At 71.9% G+C, this 15,984-nt stretch carries 18 protein-coding genes; 1 reads left to right on the top strand and 17 read right to left on the bottom strand.

The window, feature by feature from the left end; all coding sequences use genetic code 11:
• Positions 1 to 51: 51 nt before the first annotated feature.
• The 3 genes from U7230_RS05375 to U7230_RS05365 are packed head-to-tail and all read right to left on the bottom strand — an operon-like array spanning position 52 to position 3,599.
• Complete coding sequence (locus U7230_RS05375) at positions 52 to 1,179, bottom strand: DegT/DnrJ/EryC1/StrS family aminotransferase (protein ID WP_324717710.1); 1,128 nt, start codon at positions 1,177 to 1,179, stop codon at positions 52 to 54.
• The gene (locus U7230_RS05370; protein WP_324717709.1) at positions 1,176 to 2,012 is read right to left on the bottom strand and encodes a hypothetical protein; all 837 of its coding nucleotides are present in this window, start codon (positions 2,010 to 2,012) and stop codon (positions 1,176 to 1,178) included. Before U7230_RS05370 ends, U7230_RS05375 begins: the two co-directional genes overlap by 4 nt.
• Before the next feature lie 3 nt (positions 2,013 to 2,015).
• A complete protein-coding gene (locus U7230_RS05365) occupies positions 2,016 to 3,599 on the bottom strand; it encodes a YifB family Mg chelatase-like AAA ATPase (RefSeq protein WP_324717708.1) in 1,584 nt (527 codons plus the stop codon).
• 188 nt (positions 3,600 to 3,787) lie between these two features.
• Between U7230_RS05365 and U7230_RS05360 the strand changes: the two genes are divergently transcribed.
• The gene (locus U7230_RS05360) at positions 3,788 to 4,285 is read left to right on the top strand and encodes an NUDIX hydrolase (protein WP_324717707.1); all 498 of its coding nucleotides are present in this window, start codon (positions 3,788 to 3,790) and stop codon (positions 4,283 to 4,285) included.
• A gap of 3 nt (positions 4,286 to 4,288) precedes the next feature.
• Here the strand turns inward: U7230_RS05360 and U7230_RS05355 are convergent, their stop codons facing one another.
• The 14 genes from U7230_RS05355 to rnc form a co-directional block, all read right to left on the bottom strand.
• On the bottom strand, positions 4,289 to 4,675 hold the full coding sequence (locus U7230_RS05355; protein ID WP_324717706.1) for a YraN family protein: 387 nt from the start codon (positions 4,673 to 4,675) through the stop codon (positions 4,289 to 4,291).
• On the bottom strand, positions 4,672 to 5,421 hold the full coding sequence (locus U7230_RS05350) for a ribonuclease HII (RefSeq protein WP_324717705.1): 750 nt from the start codon (positions 5,419 to 5,421) through the stop codon (positions 4,672 to 4,674). Before U7230_RS05350 ends, U7230_RS05355 begins: the two co-directional genes overlap by 4 nt.
• Before the next feature lie 70 nt (positions 5,422 to 5,491).
• Positions 5,492 to 6,049 carry a signal peptidase I gene (gene lepB / locus U7230_RS05345; protein ID WP_324717704.1) on the bottom strand — a complete coding sequence of 186 codons (558 nt, stop codon included), beginning with the start codon at positions 6,047 to 6,049 and terminating at the stop codon, positions 5,492 to 5,494.
• Positions 6,050 to 6,073: 24 nt separating this feature from the next.
• Positions 6,074 to 6,418, bottom strand: coding sequence for a 50S ribosomal protein L19 (gene rplS / locus U7230_RS05340; RefSeq protein ID WP_324717703.1), 345 nt, complete (start codon positions 6,416 to 6,418; stop codon positions 6,074 to 6,076).
• 77 nt (positions 6,419 to 6,495) lie between these two features.
• Positions 6,496 to 7,281, bottom strand: coding sequence for a tRNA (guanosine(37)-N1)-methyltransferase TrmD (trmD, locus tag U7230_RS05335; RefSeq protein WP_324717702.1), 786 nt, complete (start codon positions 7,279 to 7,281; stop codon positions 6,496 to 6,498).
• 1 nt (position 7,282) lies between these two features.
• Complete coding sequence (gene rimM, locus U7230_RS05330) at positions 7,283 to 7,777, bottom strand: ribosome maturation factor RimM (RefSeq protein ID WP_324717701.1); 495 nt, start codon at positions 7,775 to 7,777, stop codon at positions 7,283 to 7,285.
• 31 nt (positions 7,778 to 7,808) lie between these two features.
• Entirely contained in the window at positions 7,809 to 8,039 is a 231-nt protein-coding gene (locus U7230_RS05325; RefSeq protein ID WP_324717700.1) for a KH domain-containing protein, read from the bottom strand.
• Positions 8,040 to 8,049: 10 nt separating this feature from the next.
• Positions 8,050 to 8,376 (bottom strand): 30S ribosomal protein S16, encoded by a 327-nt coding sequence (rpsP, locus tag U7230_RS05320; RefSeq protein ID WP_404980571.1) that lies wholly within the window; start codon positions 8,374 to 8,376, stop codon positions 8,050 to 8,052.
• 52 nt (positions 8,377 to 8,428) lie between these two features.
• Complete coding sequence (gene ffh / locus U7230_RS05315) at positions 8,429 to 9,769, bottom strand: signal recognition particle protein (RefSeq protein ID WP_324717699.1); 1,341 nt, start codon at positions 9,767 to 9,769, stop codon at positions 8,429 to 8,431.
• A gap of 18 nt (positions 9,770 to 9,787) precedes the next feature.
• The gene (gene ylxM, locus U7230_RS05310; RefSeq protein ID WP_324717698.1) at positions 9,788 to 10,189 is read right to left on the bottom strand and encodes a YlxM family DNA-binding protein; all 402 of its coding nucleotides are present in this window, start codon (positions 10,187 to 10,189) and stop codon (positions 9,788 to 9,790) included.
• A 90-nt stretch (positions 10,190 to 10,279) separates the two neighbouring features.
• A complete protein-coding gene (gene ftsY / locus U7230_RS05305; RefSeq protein ID WP_324718188.1) occupies positions 10,280 to 11,206 on the bottom strand; it encodes a signal recognition particle-docking protein FtsY in 927 nt (308 codons plus the stop codon).
• A gap of 34 nt (positions 11,207 to 11,240) precedes the next feature.
• A complete protein-coding gene (smc, locus tag U7230_RS05300; protein WP_324717697.1) occupies positions 11,241 to 14,843 on the bottom strand; it encodes a chromosome segregation protein SMC in 3,603 nt (1,200 codons plus the stop codon).
• Between the two features lie 40 nt (positions 14,844 to 14,883).
• Positions 14,884 to 15,144, bottom strand: a complete 261-nt coding sequence (locus U7230_RS05295; protein WP_324717696.1) for a stage V sporulation protein S — start codon at positions 15,142 to 15,144, stop codon at positions 14,884 to 14,886.
• A 127-nt stretch (positions 15,145 to 15,271) separates the two neighbouring features.
• Entirely contained in the window at positions 15,272 to 15,982 is a 711-nt protein-coding gene (gene rnc / locus U7230_RS05290; RefSeq protein WP_324717695.1) for a ribonuclease III, read from the bottom strand.
• Positions 15,983 to 15,984 lie beyond the last annotated feature (2 nt).

The following is a 15,984-nucleotide window of genomic DNA, read 5'->3' as shown; positions in this document are numbered from 1 at the left end:
TCCAGGAGAGGATCCAGATGGGCCCCTAAAGCCGCACCGGCCGGAAAACCGTCAGGCGCTCCCCACGGCGAACTCCCGCACCAGGGCGCAGACCCTCTCGACCTCCTCGACCTCGAGCTCGGGAAACATCGGCAGGGAGAGCACCTCCTGCGCGGCTCGGTCGGCCTCCGGCAGAGGCCTCGGGTGGGCCACCCGCTCCTGCAACACGGCCTGGCGGTGCAGGGGCACGGGGTAGTAGACCGTCGAACCGACGCCGTGCTCTTTCAGGTAGGCCTGGAGCCGGTCGCGCCGGGCCGAGCGCACCGTGAACTGGTGGTAGACGGACCGCCCGCCCGGCGTCTCGGCCAGCGGCACCACGTCCAGGCCGGCCAGGCCCTCCCGGTAGCGCCGGGCCAGGACGCGCCGGCGCTCGGTGAACGCATCCAGGTAGCGGAGCTTCACCCGCAGGAGGGCCGCCTGGAGTTCGTCGAGGCGGCTGTTGATCCCTGCGACGTCCTCGCTGACGTAGCGGTGCCGCTGCCCATGGTCCCGGAGGATGCGCAGTCGCTCTGCCACTTCCCCGTCCCGGGTGACCACCATCCCGCCGTCCCCGCACCCTCCCAGGTTCTTGGTGGGGTAGAAGCTGATGACGGCCGCATCGGCGAAGCTGCCGACCGGACGCCCCTGGTAGGATGCCCCGATCGCCTGCGCCATGTCCTCGACCACCTTCAGGGATCGGGCGCGGGCCAGCTCCATCACCGGCTCCATCGCCACCGGGTTGCCGTACAGGTGCACCACCACGATGGCCCTGGTCCGGGGCGTGAGGGCCTCGGCGATGCGCCGTGCGCTGGTATTGAGCGTATCCGGCTCGATATCGGCGAAGACCGGGGTAGCCCCGGCCCGCACGATGCTCGTCGCGGTGGCGAGGAAGGTGAACGGCGTCGTGACGACCTCGTCGCCCGGCCCGATGCCCAGCGCGCGCAGCGCGAGGTACAGCCCGTCCGTGCCGCTGGCCACCCCGACCCCGTGCTCGACCCCGCAGAGCCGGGCCACCTCCTGCTCCAGCGCCGCGACGTTGGCCCCCAGGATCATGTGGCCGGAGGCCAGCACCTCCCGGGCGGCCTCCACCAGTTCGGGGAGGAGCCTTGCGTGCTGGCGGGTGAGATCGAAAGCGGGGATGGGATGCGTGAGGGCGTTCACCGTGACGTCTCCTCTCCGTCGGTCTCCTCCGGGGATGCTCGCACGACGTTGCGACGGACCTCCGGGTGGCGCCGGATGAAGGCGGCCAGCTCCTCCACCTCGGGCATGGCCCGCATCTCCTTTCCGATCAAAGCTTCGGCCTGCTCCGGAGGGAAGTCGCCCCGCAAGAGCAGGCGGTACGCCCGTGACAGGGCCTGGCGGGTACCCGGAGGGACGGCGGCGCGCCGCAGCCCGACCAGGTTGAGCCCGCGCAGCGACGCGGGGGCCCCGTGCGCCAGAGTGAAGGGTGGCACCGCCCCGGCAACCACGCTCAAGCCGCCGATCATGGCCCGCCGGCCGATCTCCGCTCCGGCCGAGAGCAACCCGAAGCCGCCCACCACCGCGTGGGGCCCGACCCGCACGCCCGGCTCCACCACCGAACCGTGCGTCACGACCACCCCGTCGCCGAGCCAGGCCCCGGCTCCCACGAAGGTCCGGGACATGACGTAACAACCCGATCCGACGCGGGTGGGCTCGTCCCGCCCCGCCTGGATCACAGCATACTCCCGCACCTTCACGTTACGACCCACGATCACGGCCGGGCCCCGGTCCCCGGAGACGGCGTCGCCCCATCCGAGCGTCGCCCCCGTGTCGACGAGGCACGCCTCCCCCACCTCCACGCCGGGCCCGATGCGGGCTCGGGCTCCCACGCGTGTGCCGGCCCCAATCACCGCCCCTGCCGCCACCAGGGCAAAGGGCCCTATCGTCACCTCCTCGCCCACCGCCGCCTCCGGATGGACACGAGCCGTGGGGTGGATGCGAACGCTCGGGGGCCACCGGGTGCTATCGCGCATGGCTCATTCGATGCCTCCGCTCCTCCGGTACTGGAAGGCCTCCCTCATGTGCTCGACGCCAATGCGCTCCGCCCCCTCGAGGTCCGCGATGGTCCGGGCCACGGCCAGCACGTTGGCCATGCCTCGCGCGCTGACGCGCACCTGCCGGCCGAGCCTCACGTATGCCTCCTCGACCCGCGGATCGAGCGGGCAGAACGCCGTCAGCTCTCGAGCGGTCAGCTGCCCGTTGACGGGAGACCGGCCGAACGGCACCATCCGGAAGCCGGCTTTCTCCAGCCGGCGGCGCTGGCGCTCCCGCGCAAGGATGACCCGCTCGCGGATCTTCCAGCTCGGCTCGGCCTCGAGGTGGCGTACCAGCTCCGCCTCCTCCACGGGGCGCATCCACACCCACAGAGCGAACCGGTCCGCCACCGGCCCTCCCAGCCGCCGCCGGTACCGGACGAGCTCGATCCGGCTGCACCGGCACTCCCCGGCCGATCGGGGCGCGCCCTGCAGCCCGCACGGGCAAGGATTGGCTGCTGCCACCACCAGGGTCTGCGCAGGGAGACGGGCCGAAGCCGGCCCCCGGGTGAGGGTGACCCATCCTTCCTCCATGGGCTCCCGTAGAGCGTTGGCCGTTTCGGGCGGGAGCTCCGAGAACTCGTCCAGGAAGATCAGGCCGCGGTGCGCCAGCGTCAACTCCCCCGGGCTGATGCGCGCGCCTCCTCCGATGAGCCCCGCCGTCGTACACGTATGGTGGGGCGCCCGTATGGGACGCCTGGCCCACGGATGCCACGGCCTCAATTCGGGGTCGTGCTCGTGAAGCCTTCCGGCAGCGCTGTAAGTTTGCAGCACCTCCAGCCATTCCTGGCGGGTCAGCGGAGGAAGGATGCCCACCATCCGGCGTGCCAGCATGGTCTTGCCCGACCCCGGGGGCCCCAGCAGCATGAGATGGTGCAGGCCTGCCGCGGCGATCTCGGCAGCCCGGCGAGCGAGGGCCTGGCCCCTCACGTCGGCCATGTCCTCCGGCTCGAGCCCCCCGCGCGGGCCTGTCTTCGGGTCGGGAAGGGCAAAGCCCGGGTGGCCGCGCCGTGGGGCCTGCACGCGGGAGAGGGACGCGGGCGGGCTCCCGCGAAGTACCTGGATCGCCGCTTCGAGGGACGGGCAAGCCACCCAGCCCCGCACGTCGAGGGCTTCTGCGATGGGGCGGCCCCCTTCGGGAATGACGATCCGCAGGCCCGGATGGCGAGTCGCCTCGACCAGCAGCGGCACCAGGCCGTCGACCGAGCGCAGCGTCCCGTCCAGCGCCAGCTCGCCCAGCAGAAGGCTGCGTCGCAGCGTCGAGCCGGGGAGCTTTTCGCATGCGCCTGCCACCGCGCAGGCGATGGCCAGATCCAGGCTGCCGCCACCTTTGCGCAGGCGGGCGGGCGCCAGATTGACGGTGATGCGCCCGGCGGGCAGGCTGAGCCCGATCTGCCGGAGGGCGGCGCGCACCCGATCGCGGCTTTCCCGTACGGAGGCATCGGGCAGCCCCACGATCCGGAAATCCGGCAGGCCCGGGCCGATGTGCGCCTCGACGTCGACCAGGCGGCCTTCGATGCCGACCACGACCGCCCCGTAGGTCCTGGCGTAACCTCGGATAGAAACGACACCTCCGGCGTCCCCGCCCGGAGGAACCGGTCGACGCGCTACGAAAGCAGGCATGGTCTTGTTTCGAGGTCGCCCGGCTCGTCCCTGCCGGGCTTGTCCCTGCAAGCACAAGCCCGGCAGGCCCGGGCGGTTCGGAGGTGCAGGCTTTGGAGCTGCGGTGGGTCAGCAAGGAAGTTCGCCTGCAGGACGGGACGCACGTCTATCACCTGCTCGATCATCCGGGTTCGGTGGCGCTGGTCGCCGTACGGGACGGCCGGGTGGCGCTCATCCGGCAATACCGCCCGGCCGTGGACGCGTGGCTGTGGGAGATCCCGGCCGGTACGCTAGAGCCGGGCGAGGCGCCCATGCAGGCGGCGCGACGGGAGCTGGAAGAGGAGACGGGCTGGCAGGCGGGGAGCCTCGAGGAGCTGGCCGCCTTCTACCTCGCCCCGGGGTACTCGAGCGAGCGCATGCACCTGATCCGGGCGCAGGATCTCCGCCCGGGACGCCGCCACCTGGACGCCGGCGAGGTGATCGGGGAGGTACGGTGGTTCACCCCGCGCGAGCTCCGGGAGATGGCCCGCAACGGCATGCTGTCCGACGCCAAGACCCTGGCGGCGCTCGCGTACCTCGATGCCGGCCCGGATGCGGCGGAGCCGGCCTGACGCTCACGCCTCCAGCACACCGGGCACGTGGGCGATCTCGTGCGGCCTCCCCTGCCCGTCCAGGCCCACCACGACGACGTCGAAGCGCAGGGGCCGGTCCATGAGGCGGGGGTGACGGCTCACGTAGGCCCGAGCGGCCCGCCGCCAGCGGGCCTGCTTTTCTCTGCCGATGCTGGCCGCCGCCACCTCGATGCCCGGCCGGCCCGCCCACGGGGCACGGGCCCTCACCTCCACGAACAGGACCACCCCCTCCGGGTCCTCGGCGACCAGGTCGAGCTCGCCCACCTTGAACGACACGTTGCGGTCGAGAATGGTACAGCCCTGCCGCTCCAGCCACTCGGCGGCGGCCCGCTCTCCGGCCTGGCCGCGCTCCTGGCTGCCGCAGCTCACGCCGGCTTGCTCCCGGCCTCCCAAACGGGCCGAAAGGAGCGGCGGTGCAGGGGCGAGGGACCCAGGGCGGCGAGGGCCTCGAGGTGCTGGGGAGTCCCGTACCCCTTGTTGCGCTCCCACCCGTAACCCGGGTAGGCGGGGGCCAGGGCCTCCATGAGGGTGTCGCGCAAGACCTTCGCGACCACCGACGCAGCGGCCACGCACGCGACACGGGCATCCGCCCGAGGCATCGCCTGCTGGGGCCATTGCCTGGTGAGGGGCAAGGGCAACGCACCGTCCACGACGACGCGGCCCACGTCACCTTCCAGAGCGTCGGCTGCCGCGCCCATCGCGGCGAGCGACGCTCGCAGCACGTTGAGCCGGTCGACCAGGAAGTGGGAAGCGACGGCCACCCGCACGTCGTCCGCCCGCTCCAGGATGACGCGGGCCAGCTCCCGGCGCGCTCTCGGCGAGAGCGCCTTGGAGTCGCGCAGGCCCTCCGGGCACCAACCCGGCGGCAGGAGGCACGCGCAGGCCACCACCGGGCCTGCCAGGGGGCCCCGGCCCACCTCGTCCACCCCTGCCCACCGCTCGCCGGCCGGCACCAGCAGGGGAGCGCAACCCTCCGCCCGGCGCCCCTGGCACGCCGGTGCGGCAGCCGGGGGCGCACAGTGCCCGAGCACGGCCCGGACGCCTGTCCGGTCCAGGAGGATCATCTGCTTGCTGGCCGCGAGCCGCCGGGCCCGGGCAACGTCGCTTTCCTCCATGCGGGAGTCCCATCCTCGGAAGCGTCGGATCCTGGAAGGCTCTATCCTGCTCCCGCCCCGACGGGCACCGTCACGGGCGGGCCGCGCTCGCGAAAGTGGCCGGCACCTGGACCAGGCTCGCCCGGTAGAGCGGCCAGTAAATCAGCAGGGCGCGCCCGATGATGGCGTCGCGGGGAATGAAGCCGACGTCGTCGAAACGGCTGTCGTCGCTGTTGAGGCGGTTGTCCCCCAGCACGAAGTAGCGCCCGGGAGGCACGACCGTGCGGGCCACCTGGCTTTGCGTCGGGCCACGGGCGTAACTCTCCTGGAGCGGCCTCCCGTTGAGCAGCACGCGCCCGCCCTGGAACTCCAGCATGTCTCCCGGAACCCCGATGATCCGCTTGATGAACTTGCGCGACGGATCGGTCGGTACCCGGAAGACCACGATCTCCCCTCGCTCCGGGCTGCGGAACCGGTAGCTCAGTTTGTCCACCAGCAAGCGCTCGCCGTTGTGGAGCGTGGGCTCCATGGAGTGTCCCTGGACCAGGAAGGACTGGGCCACGAACAGGATGATGACCGCCGCCAGGCCGATGGCCAGGCCTACGGCCTCGAGCAGCTCCAGCACGGACTCCCGCTGCACGCCCTGCACCTGCGCCGGCCCGCCCTCATCGTGTCAGGCCCGCCGCTCCCGTACCCTCGCCTTCTTGCCGACGCGCTCGCGCAGGTAGTAGAGCTTGGCCCGCCGTACCCGGCCCCTGCGGACGACCTCGATGTGGTCGATGGAGGGAGAGTGCAACGGGAAGACCCGCTCGACGCCTATCCCCGAGGAGATCTTGCGAACGGTGAACGTCTCCCGGGTGCCCCCGTGATCCCGGGCGATCACGATACCCTCGAACGCCTGCACCCGCTCGCGGTCGCCCTCGACCACCTTCACGTGCACCCGCACCGTGTCCCCGGGCGCGAAATCCGGCAGATCCTTGCGCAACATCGGAGCTTCGACCGCGTGCTGCCAGTCCACGACTCGTACAGACTCCCTTCACGTCACCAGCCCGGGCCATTGCCACGGGACGGGGCGTCGAAGTCGCACCGCGCATTCTACCATGGCGGATCGTTTGGCGACAACTCGTGGCGCCAGCGTTCGACCAGTGCCCGCTCCTGCTCGTCGAGGGCCGCCTGCTCGAGAAGCCGCGGCCGCCGCCGCCAGGTCAGCCAGAGCGATTGCCGGCGCCGCCAGGCCGCTATCGCCTGGTGGTTGCCCTCCAGCAACACCGGCGGCACCTCCATGGAGCGGAAACGGCGCGGGCGGGTATACTGCGGGTACTCGAGCAATCCCCCGCTCGGCCCCGGGGCCAGGGACTCCTCCGCCGCCGAGAGGGGGTTGCCGAGGGCGCCGGGCAACAGCCGCACCACCGCGTCGACGATGGCCAGCGCCGCCGGCTCGCCCGCAGAGAGGACCATCTCTCCGACGGCCACCTCTTCGGCTCCCAGCGCCGGAGCTACCCGCGCGTCGATCCCCTCGTAGCGCCCGCACAGCAGGACGACCCCGCCGGGCCGGCGGGCGAGCTCCATGGCCATCGCCTGGTCGAAGGGCCGGCCGGCCGCCGCCAGCACCAGCACCGCAGGAGGCTCCGGCTCCTGCCTCGACGAGATGGCGTGCTCGGCGGCCAGCACCATGGGCTCCGGCATCAGCACCATGCCGCTCCCCCCACCGAAGGGCACGTCGTCGACCTTCCGATGGGGATCGCGGGTGAACTCTCGCAGGTCCCACAGCCGGATCCTCACCAGGCCGCTCTGCCATGCCCGGCCCGTCACCCCGTGCGCCAGCGCCGCCGCCAGTGCCGCCGGCGCCAGCGTCACGATGTCCAAGGGGTACCGCTCCATGTCACAGCTCCGGCGGCAAGTTCACGACGATCCTGCGGGCCGAGCGATCGACGCTGCGGACGAAGGCCCGCACCGCGGGCACGAGGAAGGACGGGCCGCCGCTCGAGGGCGTGACCTCCCACAGGTCATGCGCCGCCGAGCGCACGATCGCGCTCACCGTCCCGAGCGCTTTGCCCTGCTCGTCCACCATCTCCATGCCCACGACTTCGAACCAGTAGAAGCTCCCCTCTGGCAGCGGCCGCACCTGCTCCACCGGAATCTGCAGGAGCGCCCCCCTCAGTGCTTCCGCCGCGGATCGGTCGCCGACCCCCTCGAACTTTACCAGGAACGCTCCCCGGGGCCCCGGCCTGCTCGCAACGATCCGCGCCGGGCGAGGCTCCTGGCCTGCCACCCGCAGCCATCCCGTCGCTCCTGCGGCCAGCCGCCGGGGATCGTCGCTCAAGAGCCGGCAGCGTACCTCCCCCCTGATGCCGTGAGGAGCAAGGACTTGCGCCACGCTCACCCATCGCGGGCCGGGCTCGGGCCCGTCAATCGAGGATCTCGACGTGAACCGTCTTTCCCTCACGCAGCGCCGCAGCCTTCGCGACGATCCGGATCGCCTGCGCGATGCGGCCCTGCTTGCCGATGACCTTGCCCATGTCCTCAGGGGCCACCTTCAGCTCGAGGATGATGGACCGCTCGCCCTCGACCTGCCGCACTTCCACCTGATCCGGGTGATCGACCAGCGCCCGCGCGATGTACTCGACGAGCTCCTTCACGTTCACCCTCCTATCCCTCCGCCGGTGCCGCAGTCTGCCCCTGGTCCTCGGCCGGCGCCTCGCGGCCCGAACCACGCCGGCGCTCCTGCCAGGCCCTCCAAACTCCCGCCCGCTCCAGCAGCAGCTTGACCGACTCGGAGGGCTGGGCTCCCTTACTCAGCCACTCCAACGTCTGCTCCACGTCCACCCGGACCTCCGGCGGCTCCCGCAGGGGGTTGTAGTGCCCGAGCTGCGCGACGTACCGCCCATCCCGCGCCGACCGGGAGTCGGCCACCACGATCCGGTAAGAAGGCTGCTTCTTCGCTCCCATCCGCTTGAGACGAATCCTGACCGCCAACGCTCCTCCGACCTCCTTCGTGATGGATGCAAGCCCGATGGAACCTTCGGCCCTACTTCACGTCCGGCAACCCCGACGGGGGTAGCGCGGCCCCTCCTCGTTGCGTCACCAGCCGCATCATGCGCCGGGCTTCTTCGTACTGGCGCAGCAGCCGGTTGACGTCCTGGACCCGGGTGCCGCTGCCCGCCGCGATCCGGCGGCGCCGGCTCCCGTCGATGATGGCCGGGTTGCGGCGCTCGGAGGGCGTCATCGACTGGATGATGGCCTCCACCCGGTTGAGCTCCTTTTCGTCGACGTTGAGCCCCTTGAGCGCCTTGGCCTGGCCAAGGCCCGGGATCATGGACAAGAGCTGGTCGAGCGGCCCCATGCGGCGTACCTGGCGCAGCTGGTCCAGGAAATCGTCCAGCCCGAAGCTGTCTTCCCGGATCTTGCGCAGCACGCTGCGTGCCTCGTCGGCGCGAACGGCCTGCTCGGCCCGCTCGATGAGGCTCAGCACGTCGCCCATCCCCAGGATGCGCCCCGCCATCCGGTCGGGATAGAAGGGCTCGAGCCCCTCCAGGCGCTCACCCGTACCCGCGAAGAGGATGGGCGCCCCCGTCACTTCCCGTACGGAGAGCGCGGCACCCCCCCGGGCGTCGCCGTCCAGCTTGGTGAGCACGACGCCGTGCACCCCCACGCGTTCGGCGAAGGCCCTGGCGACGTTGACCGCGTCCTGGCCGGTCATGGCGTCGACCACCAGCAAGACCTGGCGGGCCCGGGAGGCCTCGACGATCCGGCGGGCCTCCTCCATCAGCTCCTCGTCGACGTGCTGGCGCCCCGCCGTATCCACGACGACGACCTCGTAGCCTTCCTTGTCCGCGCAGGCCACCCCGGCCCGCGCGACGTCCGGCGCCGAAAGCCCGTGCCCGGCCGAGAAGAAGCCGCACCCCGCCTGCTGCGAGAGGATCCTTAACTGCTCAATGGCGGCCGGGCGCTGCAGGTCCGCGGCCACCAGCAGGACGCGGCGGCCGTGGCGCTTGTGGATGAAGTAGCCGAGCTTGGCGGCGGCCGTGGTCTTGCCCGAGCCCTGCAGCCCCACCATGACCACCACTGCCGGCCACGGAGGGTCCAGCACCAGGGCCTGCGCCTTGCCTCCCAAGAGGGCCGTCAGCTCGTCCCGAACGATCCGTACCACCTGGTGAGCCGGAGCCAGCCCCTCCAGGACCTCGGCCCCGGTGGCCCTGCTGCGCACCCGCTCGATGAAGCCCTTGACCACCCGGAAGTTGACGTCGGCCTCGAGAAGTGCCAGGCGCACCTCGCGTAGCGCCTCGTCGACGTCCCGCTCGGAAAGCCGTCCCCGGCCCGACAGCCGTTTGAAGACGGCGTTCAAACGCTCGGTGAGGGCCTCGAACAACGCCTGCCCCGCCTTTCCCTAAAGCGCCTCGGCGATTTGCCGGAGCCGTCCGCAGAGCGCCTCCAGCTCCCGGACCACCTCGTCCTGCCCGAGCCGCCGGGCAGCCGCCTCGGCGCGGCGCGCCTGCGCGAGCGCCTCGTCCAGCAAGCGGCGCTGGCGCGTGTACCAGGCCGCCAGCCCGAGTCGCTGCTCGGCCTCGAGCAGCGTACGCTCGCTGCGCTGCAGCGCGTCGTGCACGGCCTGGCGGCTGACCCGTTCGTCGGAGGCGATCTCCGCCAGGGAGAGGTCCCGGTGGTAGTACAGCTCGAACAGCCGCCGCTGGTTGGGCGTCAACAACCCCCCGTAGATGTCGTACAGGAGCGAAAGCCACCCGACCCGGACGGCCCGGAGCCCCTGGAAATCGTTCGGTTGCCGGCCCACCCGCAAGCTCATGAGTCCTGTTAAGGATATCTCCTTTACAGCCTAGACTATAGCGGGCGGGGCAGCCCCGGTCAACGGCCAGGCGGGGATTCAGGAAGACGGCGCCACGTCGAGGATCGCCTCGACGAACGCGGCAGGGTCGAACGGGCGCAGGTCATCGGGGTCCTCGCCGATGCCCACCAGCTTGAGCGGGAGATCGAGCTCCCGGACGATGGCGAAGGCAATGCCGCCGCGAGCCGTGCCGTCGAGCTTGGTCATGACCAGGCCGGTCACGGAGACCGCCTCGAGGAAAACGCGCGCCTGCTGGAGCCCGTTTTGTCCCGTGGTCGCGTCCAGCACCAGCAGCACTTCGTCGGGAGCACGCCCGAGCGCCTTGGCGGTGACGCTGCGAACCTTGGATAGTTCCGCCATCAACTGGGACTTGTTGTGCAGGCGGCCGGCCGTGTCGATGATCACGGCGTCGGCCTTGCGGGCCTGAGCGGCCTTGACACCGTCGAACGCCACCGAGGCAGGGTCCTGGCCCGGAGCTCCCCTCACCAGCTCGGCCCTCGCGCGCTGGGCCCACAGGGCCAGCTGGTCCTGGGCCGCGGCACGAAACGTGTCGGCCCCGACCAGGATGACCCGCTTGCCTTCCCGTCGCAGCTGCCATGCGAGCTTGCCGGCGGTGGTCGTCTTCCCCGACCCGTTGACACCCACCAAGAGAACCGCCCTGGGTGGCTCGCCGCCCCGGTCGTCGAGCTCCAAAGCGGCCGTGTGGCGGGAGAGCTCTTCGACCAGGATGGTCGCCAGCAGGCGGCGAAGCTCCTGCGCCTCGCCGGGGAGCCTCCCGGCCTGCCGCAAGCGCCCCGTGATCTCGCAGGCAAGGCGCGGCCCGATGTCGGCCTCGATCAGGCTCTCTTCCAGGGCCTCCAGCATCTCGGCAGAGGCCCCGTGGCGCCGGACCAGCGAGTCGATGGTGCTCACGAGGGCGTCGCGGGTACGGCTCATCCCCTCCCGCATCCGCTGCCAGAGCGACACCAAGATGTACCCACTCCTTGCACGAGGCGCGCCCTTACGCCGGGGTCGCCTCCAGCTCGCCCCCCAGCACCCGCGGCACCTCGCCGAGCTTCAGCACCAGCAGCCGGGACAGCCCCTGCTCGTCCATCGTGACCCCGAACAACGACGAGGCCGCCTCCATGGTGCGCTGGCGGTGCGTGATGAACAGGATCTGGCGCCGGGCGGCCATGTCGCGCACCACCGAGAGTAGCCGCTCGAGGTTGGCCTCGTCGAGCGAGGCGTCCAGCTCGTCGAAGACGCACAGCGGCGAGGGCTTGACCTGCTGCAGCGCGAAGATGAAGGCCGCCGACACCAGCGCCCGCTCGCCGCCCGAAAGCGCCACGATCGGCTGCGGCCGCTTGGCCGGTAACCGGACGTCGATCTGGACCCGGCTGTCGAGGGGATGGACCCCCTCCAGGCGAAGCCTGCCCTCGCCTCCCTCGAACAGCCGCCGGATCGTGGCGTCGAACGCCGCCGAGGCGGCGTCGAGCGCCTGCACCAGCCGGCGAGCGCTCAACTCGTCCAGCTCCTGCTGCCAGCGCGCCAACCGCGCGAGGCTCGAGCGCACGTCGTCGTGGCCGGCCGAGCGTTGCTCGTACTCGGTGCGGGCCTCTTCGTACGCCTGGATGGCTTGCAGGTCCACCGGCCCCACCTGCTCGAGTTCCGCCTGCAGCTCCCGGCGGCGCTCCTCCAGCCGGGCGCGGGAGGCGCTGGCCAGTTCCTCGGAAAAGGGTACGACCGCCGCCGGATCGGTGACGGAGGCCCCCAGGTAGTGGCGCAGCTGTTGCATCGCCTGGCGCCACCGCTCTTGGGCCGTGACCAGCCCCCGATCCGCCCTCGCCATCGCCCCGGCGTGGGCTTCGACGGTGCGCTCCAGGTGCTCGGACTGCTGGCGGACCTCCTCCAGTTGCCGGCGCACCTCGGACAGCTGCTGGCGCAAGCGGTCGTGGTCGTCCTGGCCCCGGCCCAACCGGGCCTGCAGCGCGCGGACCTCCTCGGCGAGCTCCACCGACAGGGCGTGAGCCCGCCCGGCCTCTTCCCGAGCCGCCTGCGACTCGGCCTCGCCTTGCTGCAGGCGCTGGCGCAGCCGCTCCAGCTCCTGCTCCAAGCGGCGAGCCTCCGCCGCGGCCACCCTCTCCTCGGCCCGCAGCGCCTCGAGCTCTTCCACGGCCCGGACGAGCCCGGCCTCCAGTTCCTGCCGCTTCTTCCGCACGGCCTCGAGGTCGGCGCTCAGAGCTCCCAGGCGCTCCCGGTGCTGCTGCTCCTGTTGCTGGTGCTGCAACAGGTGCGCCTTGAGCTCCTCCTGCGCGCGGGCGTGCTGGGAGGCCTCCGCCTCCCACCGGGACCCCTGCGCCTCCAACAAGGCAGCCTCGCGCTGCAACCGGCTCTGCTCGGCGCCCAGCGCCTCCTGGCGTGCCCGCATGGCCTGGCTGCGAGCCTGCAGCTGCCCGACCTCGGCCTCGAGCGCCCGGGCCTGCTCTCCCAGTGCCTGCCACTTGCGGCGGGCCGCCTGCAGGGCCTCCTCCGACCGGCGGCGCAGCGCCACTGCCTGCTCGAGCTCCTGGCGCACCGCCCGCCACTCTCGCCGGCGCGCCAGGAGCTCCGAGCGGGAGTGTTCCCGGTGGCCGCCGCTGACCGGGCCCCCGGGCACCACGACCTCGCCCCGGCGGGTGACGATCCGGGCCAGGCCGCCGCCCTGGCGCCCGGCCGAGATGGCGTCGGAGAGGCTCTCCACCACCAGGACCCGGGCGGTCGCGTACTCCAGCGCGGGGCGCAGGGCCGGGCTCACGTCCAGGAGGTCGCAGGCGAGGCCGACCACCCCCGGCATGGCGGTGAGCCTGCGGGCCTCGGCCTCGTCCAGGCGCCTCACGCGCAGGAAGTCGAGGGGAAGCAACGTGATCCAGCCCTGCCGGCGCTCCCTCAGGTATTCGATGGCCTGGCGCGCCGCCTCGGCGCTGTCCACCACGACCGCCTCCACGAACGCCCCGAGCGCCGCCATGGCCGCTTCTTCCAGACCGTCGGGCACCTGGATCAGCTGCGCGAGCGGCCCGTGCACCGCCTCCCGCCACGGGGCCTTCGCTGCCATGATGGCCCTCACCCCGCGGGAGAACCCCTCGAGCTCATCGAACGCCTGTTCGATAGCCCGCGCCCTGGCCGCCAGTCGGTCCGCCTCGGCCAGAGCGCGGTGCAGCCGTTCCTGCTCCGCCCGAACCGCCTGCTCCGCCTGCACGAGGGCCCGGCGGGCCTCCTCGTGCTCGTGCCTGCGCCGGGCAAGGAGCTCCTCTACCTCCGAGAGCTCCTGCTCCAGGTCCGAGAGCTCGGAGGCGAGCTCTTGCCGGCGGGCCGCGAGCTCCTCGAGGCGCCGGGCAAGCGCCTCTCGCTCCTTGTGCACGGACTGCTCGCGGCGGGAGGCGTCCAGCAGGTCGTTGCGCGCTCTCGCCACCGACTCCAGGGCCTCGAGCAGAGCAGCCCGCTGCCCTTCGAGGGCCGCTTCCCGGGCGGACAGATCCCGGGTAGCGGCGGAGAGCTCCTGCGCGACGGCCTGGTGACGGGCCTCGGCCTCGGCGAGCGCCGCCGCCAGTTGCCGGCCCCGTGCCCGGCTCCTCGCCAGATCCGCCTCGCGAGCCTCGATCTCGCGCCGCAGCTCCTCCATCTCGCGCTGCGCCCGCTCGAGCCTCTCGTGCGCCTGGAACTCCCGGTCCGAGGCCCTGGCGAGCTCGTGCTGCTTGTCGAACAGCGACCGGCGAGCCGTCTCGGTCTCCCGGGCCTGCTCGTCGAGGGTGCGGTCGAGGCGCTCCTGCTCGGCGAGCAGGGCCTGCTGGCGGGTGCGTTGCTCTTGCAGGAGCGCCCGGGCCCGGTCCACCTGCGCGCGGGCGTGCTCGTGGGCGCTCGTCGCCTGCTCGAGCTGCGCCTTGGCCGCCACGGCCTCCCGGCGCACCAGCTCCGCCTCGACCTGCCGAAGGGCGGTCGACACCTCTTGAGCCCGGCGAGCCCGTGCGGCCTGCCGCTCGAGGAACGCCACGTGCCGCCCCATCTCCGCCAGCACCGCCTGGGCCCTGTCCATCTCCTGCAGCGCCCGATCCCTGGCCAGCCGGGCGAGCAGGGCGACGTGGCGATACCTGGCGATGCCGGCCACCTCGTCGAGGGCCGCCCGCCGCTCGTCGCCGCCGCTGACCGCCAGCGTCTCCGCCGTGCCCTGGGACACGAGCACGTGAGAGCGGGCGCCGAAGTTGGCCCGGGCGAGGAGATCCTGGATGTCGCGCAGCCGGCACGGCACGCCGTTGATGGCGAAGAAGCTCTGCCCGGAGCGGTACGCGCGCCGGGTCAACGCCACCTCGTGGTGCGGCAGGCCGAGCGCCCCGTCCGTATTGTCGAACGTCAGGACGACCTCGGCCATGCCCAGCGGGCGCACGTCCTTGGTCCCGCCGAAGATGATGTCTTCCGTGCGGCCGCCCCGCAACGAACGGGCGCTGGGCTCGCCCAGCGCCCATCGAATGGCGTCGAGCAGGTTGCTCTTGCCGCAACCGTTGGGCCCGACGATGGCGTTGAGGCCTTGCTCCAGTTCGACGCTGACCCGGCGACCGAAGGACTTGAATCCGTAAAGGTCCAGCCGCTTCAAGTACACGGCCTGTGTGACGGCGCGATCCCCGGCGCCCCGCTCACCTGGGCTCCACGATGAACCGGATGGCCGTCCGCTCCTCGCCGTCGATCTCGATCTCCGCGAAAGCCGGGATGCACACCAGGTCGATGCCGTTGGGCGCCACGAAACCCCGGGTGATGGCAATGGCCTTGACGGCCTGGTTGACGGCGCCGGCGCCGACCGCCTGTACTTCCGCCGAACCCTTCTCCCGCAACACCGCTGCGAGCGCACCGGCCACGGACTTGGGCTTAGAATTGGCTGAAACCTTCAGGACATCCATGCCCCAACGCCTCCTTCAACGCAAGGCCCGGCGGTAGTTTCGCCTGCCACGGGGTCGACGCCGACGGGTGGGACGCATCTTTCCAGTGCTAATAGTATTCAGCCGGTACGCCCGATCTCCTCTGGTCTCAAAGGACTTGTGACGAGCCGGCACGCAGCCGCTCGAGCACCAGGCGGGCCGCCGCCTCTTCCGCGGCCTGCCGGGAATGGCCTTGCGCCCGCACCGTCACGTCCGGCGGGCAGCGGAGTTGGACGGTGAACCGCCGCTGGTGGGGCGGCCCCTCCATCTCCACCACACGGTATTCGGGAGCGGGCCGGTTGAGCTTGGCCAGGAGCTCCTGCAGCGCTCCCTTCGGGTTGGCCTGGGAAGGCGGGCGCACCAGGCGCAACGCGTCCGGGAGGCACCGTTCCAGGCTCGAACGGGCCGCCTCCCATCCGCCGTCCACGAAGATCGCGCCCACGACGGCCTCGAACGCCCCTGCCAGCACCCGCTCGTGCTCCCGCGCTCCCTGCACCTGGGCTCCCTTGCCCAGGAGCAGCCGCTCGTCGATGCGGTACCGGCGGGCCAGGCTCGCCAGCGTGGGCCCCCGCACCAGCTGGGCACGAAGGCGCGTCAGCTCCCCTTCCGGCCGGTCGGGGAACTCCCGGAAGAGCCAGGCGCTGACCACCAACCCCACGACGGCGTCGCCCAAGAACTCCAGGCGCTCGTTGTGCTGTCCTGCGGCCGCGGGGTGCTCCGCTCCCACGGAGCGATGGGTCAGCGCCCGCCGGAGCAGCGCCGGATCCGCGAACCGATACCCCAGGGCCTCGCCGTCCCCGTCCCGCGGGGGCCCTCCCATGA

The organism is Limnochorda sp. L945t, from assembly GCF_035593305.1.
Taxonomy (GTDB): Bacteria; Bacillota; Limnochordia; order Limnochordales; family Geochordaceae; genus Carboxydichorda; species Carboxydichorda subterranea.
This window is presented reverse-complemented; position numbering and strand designations above follow the sequence as displayed.

Excerpts from the sequence above, each read along its gene's own strand:
- U7230_RS05370 (WP_324717709.1), bottom strand. The coding sequence starts at position 2,012 with ATGCGCGATAGCACCCGGTGGCCCCCGAGCGTTCGCATCCACCCCACG.
- U7230_RS05350 (WP_324717705.1), bottom strand. The coding sequence starts at position 5,421 with ATGGAGGAAAGCGACGTTGCCCGGGCCCGGCGGCTCGCGGCCAGCAAG.
- trmD (WP_324717702.1), bottom strand. The coding sequence starts at position 7,281 with ATGGAGCGGTACCCCTTGGACATCGTGACGCTGGCGCCGGCGGCACTG.
- U7230_RS05295 (WP_324717696.1), bottom strand. The coding sequence starts at position 15,144 with ATGGATGTCCTGAAGGTTTCAGCCAATTCTAAGCCCAAGTCCGTGGCC.
- rnc (WP_324717695.1), bottom strand. The coding sequence starts at position 15,982 with ATGGGAGGGCCCCCGCGGGACGGGGACGGCGAGGCCCTGGGGTATCGG.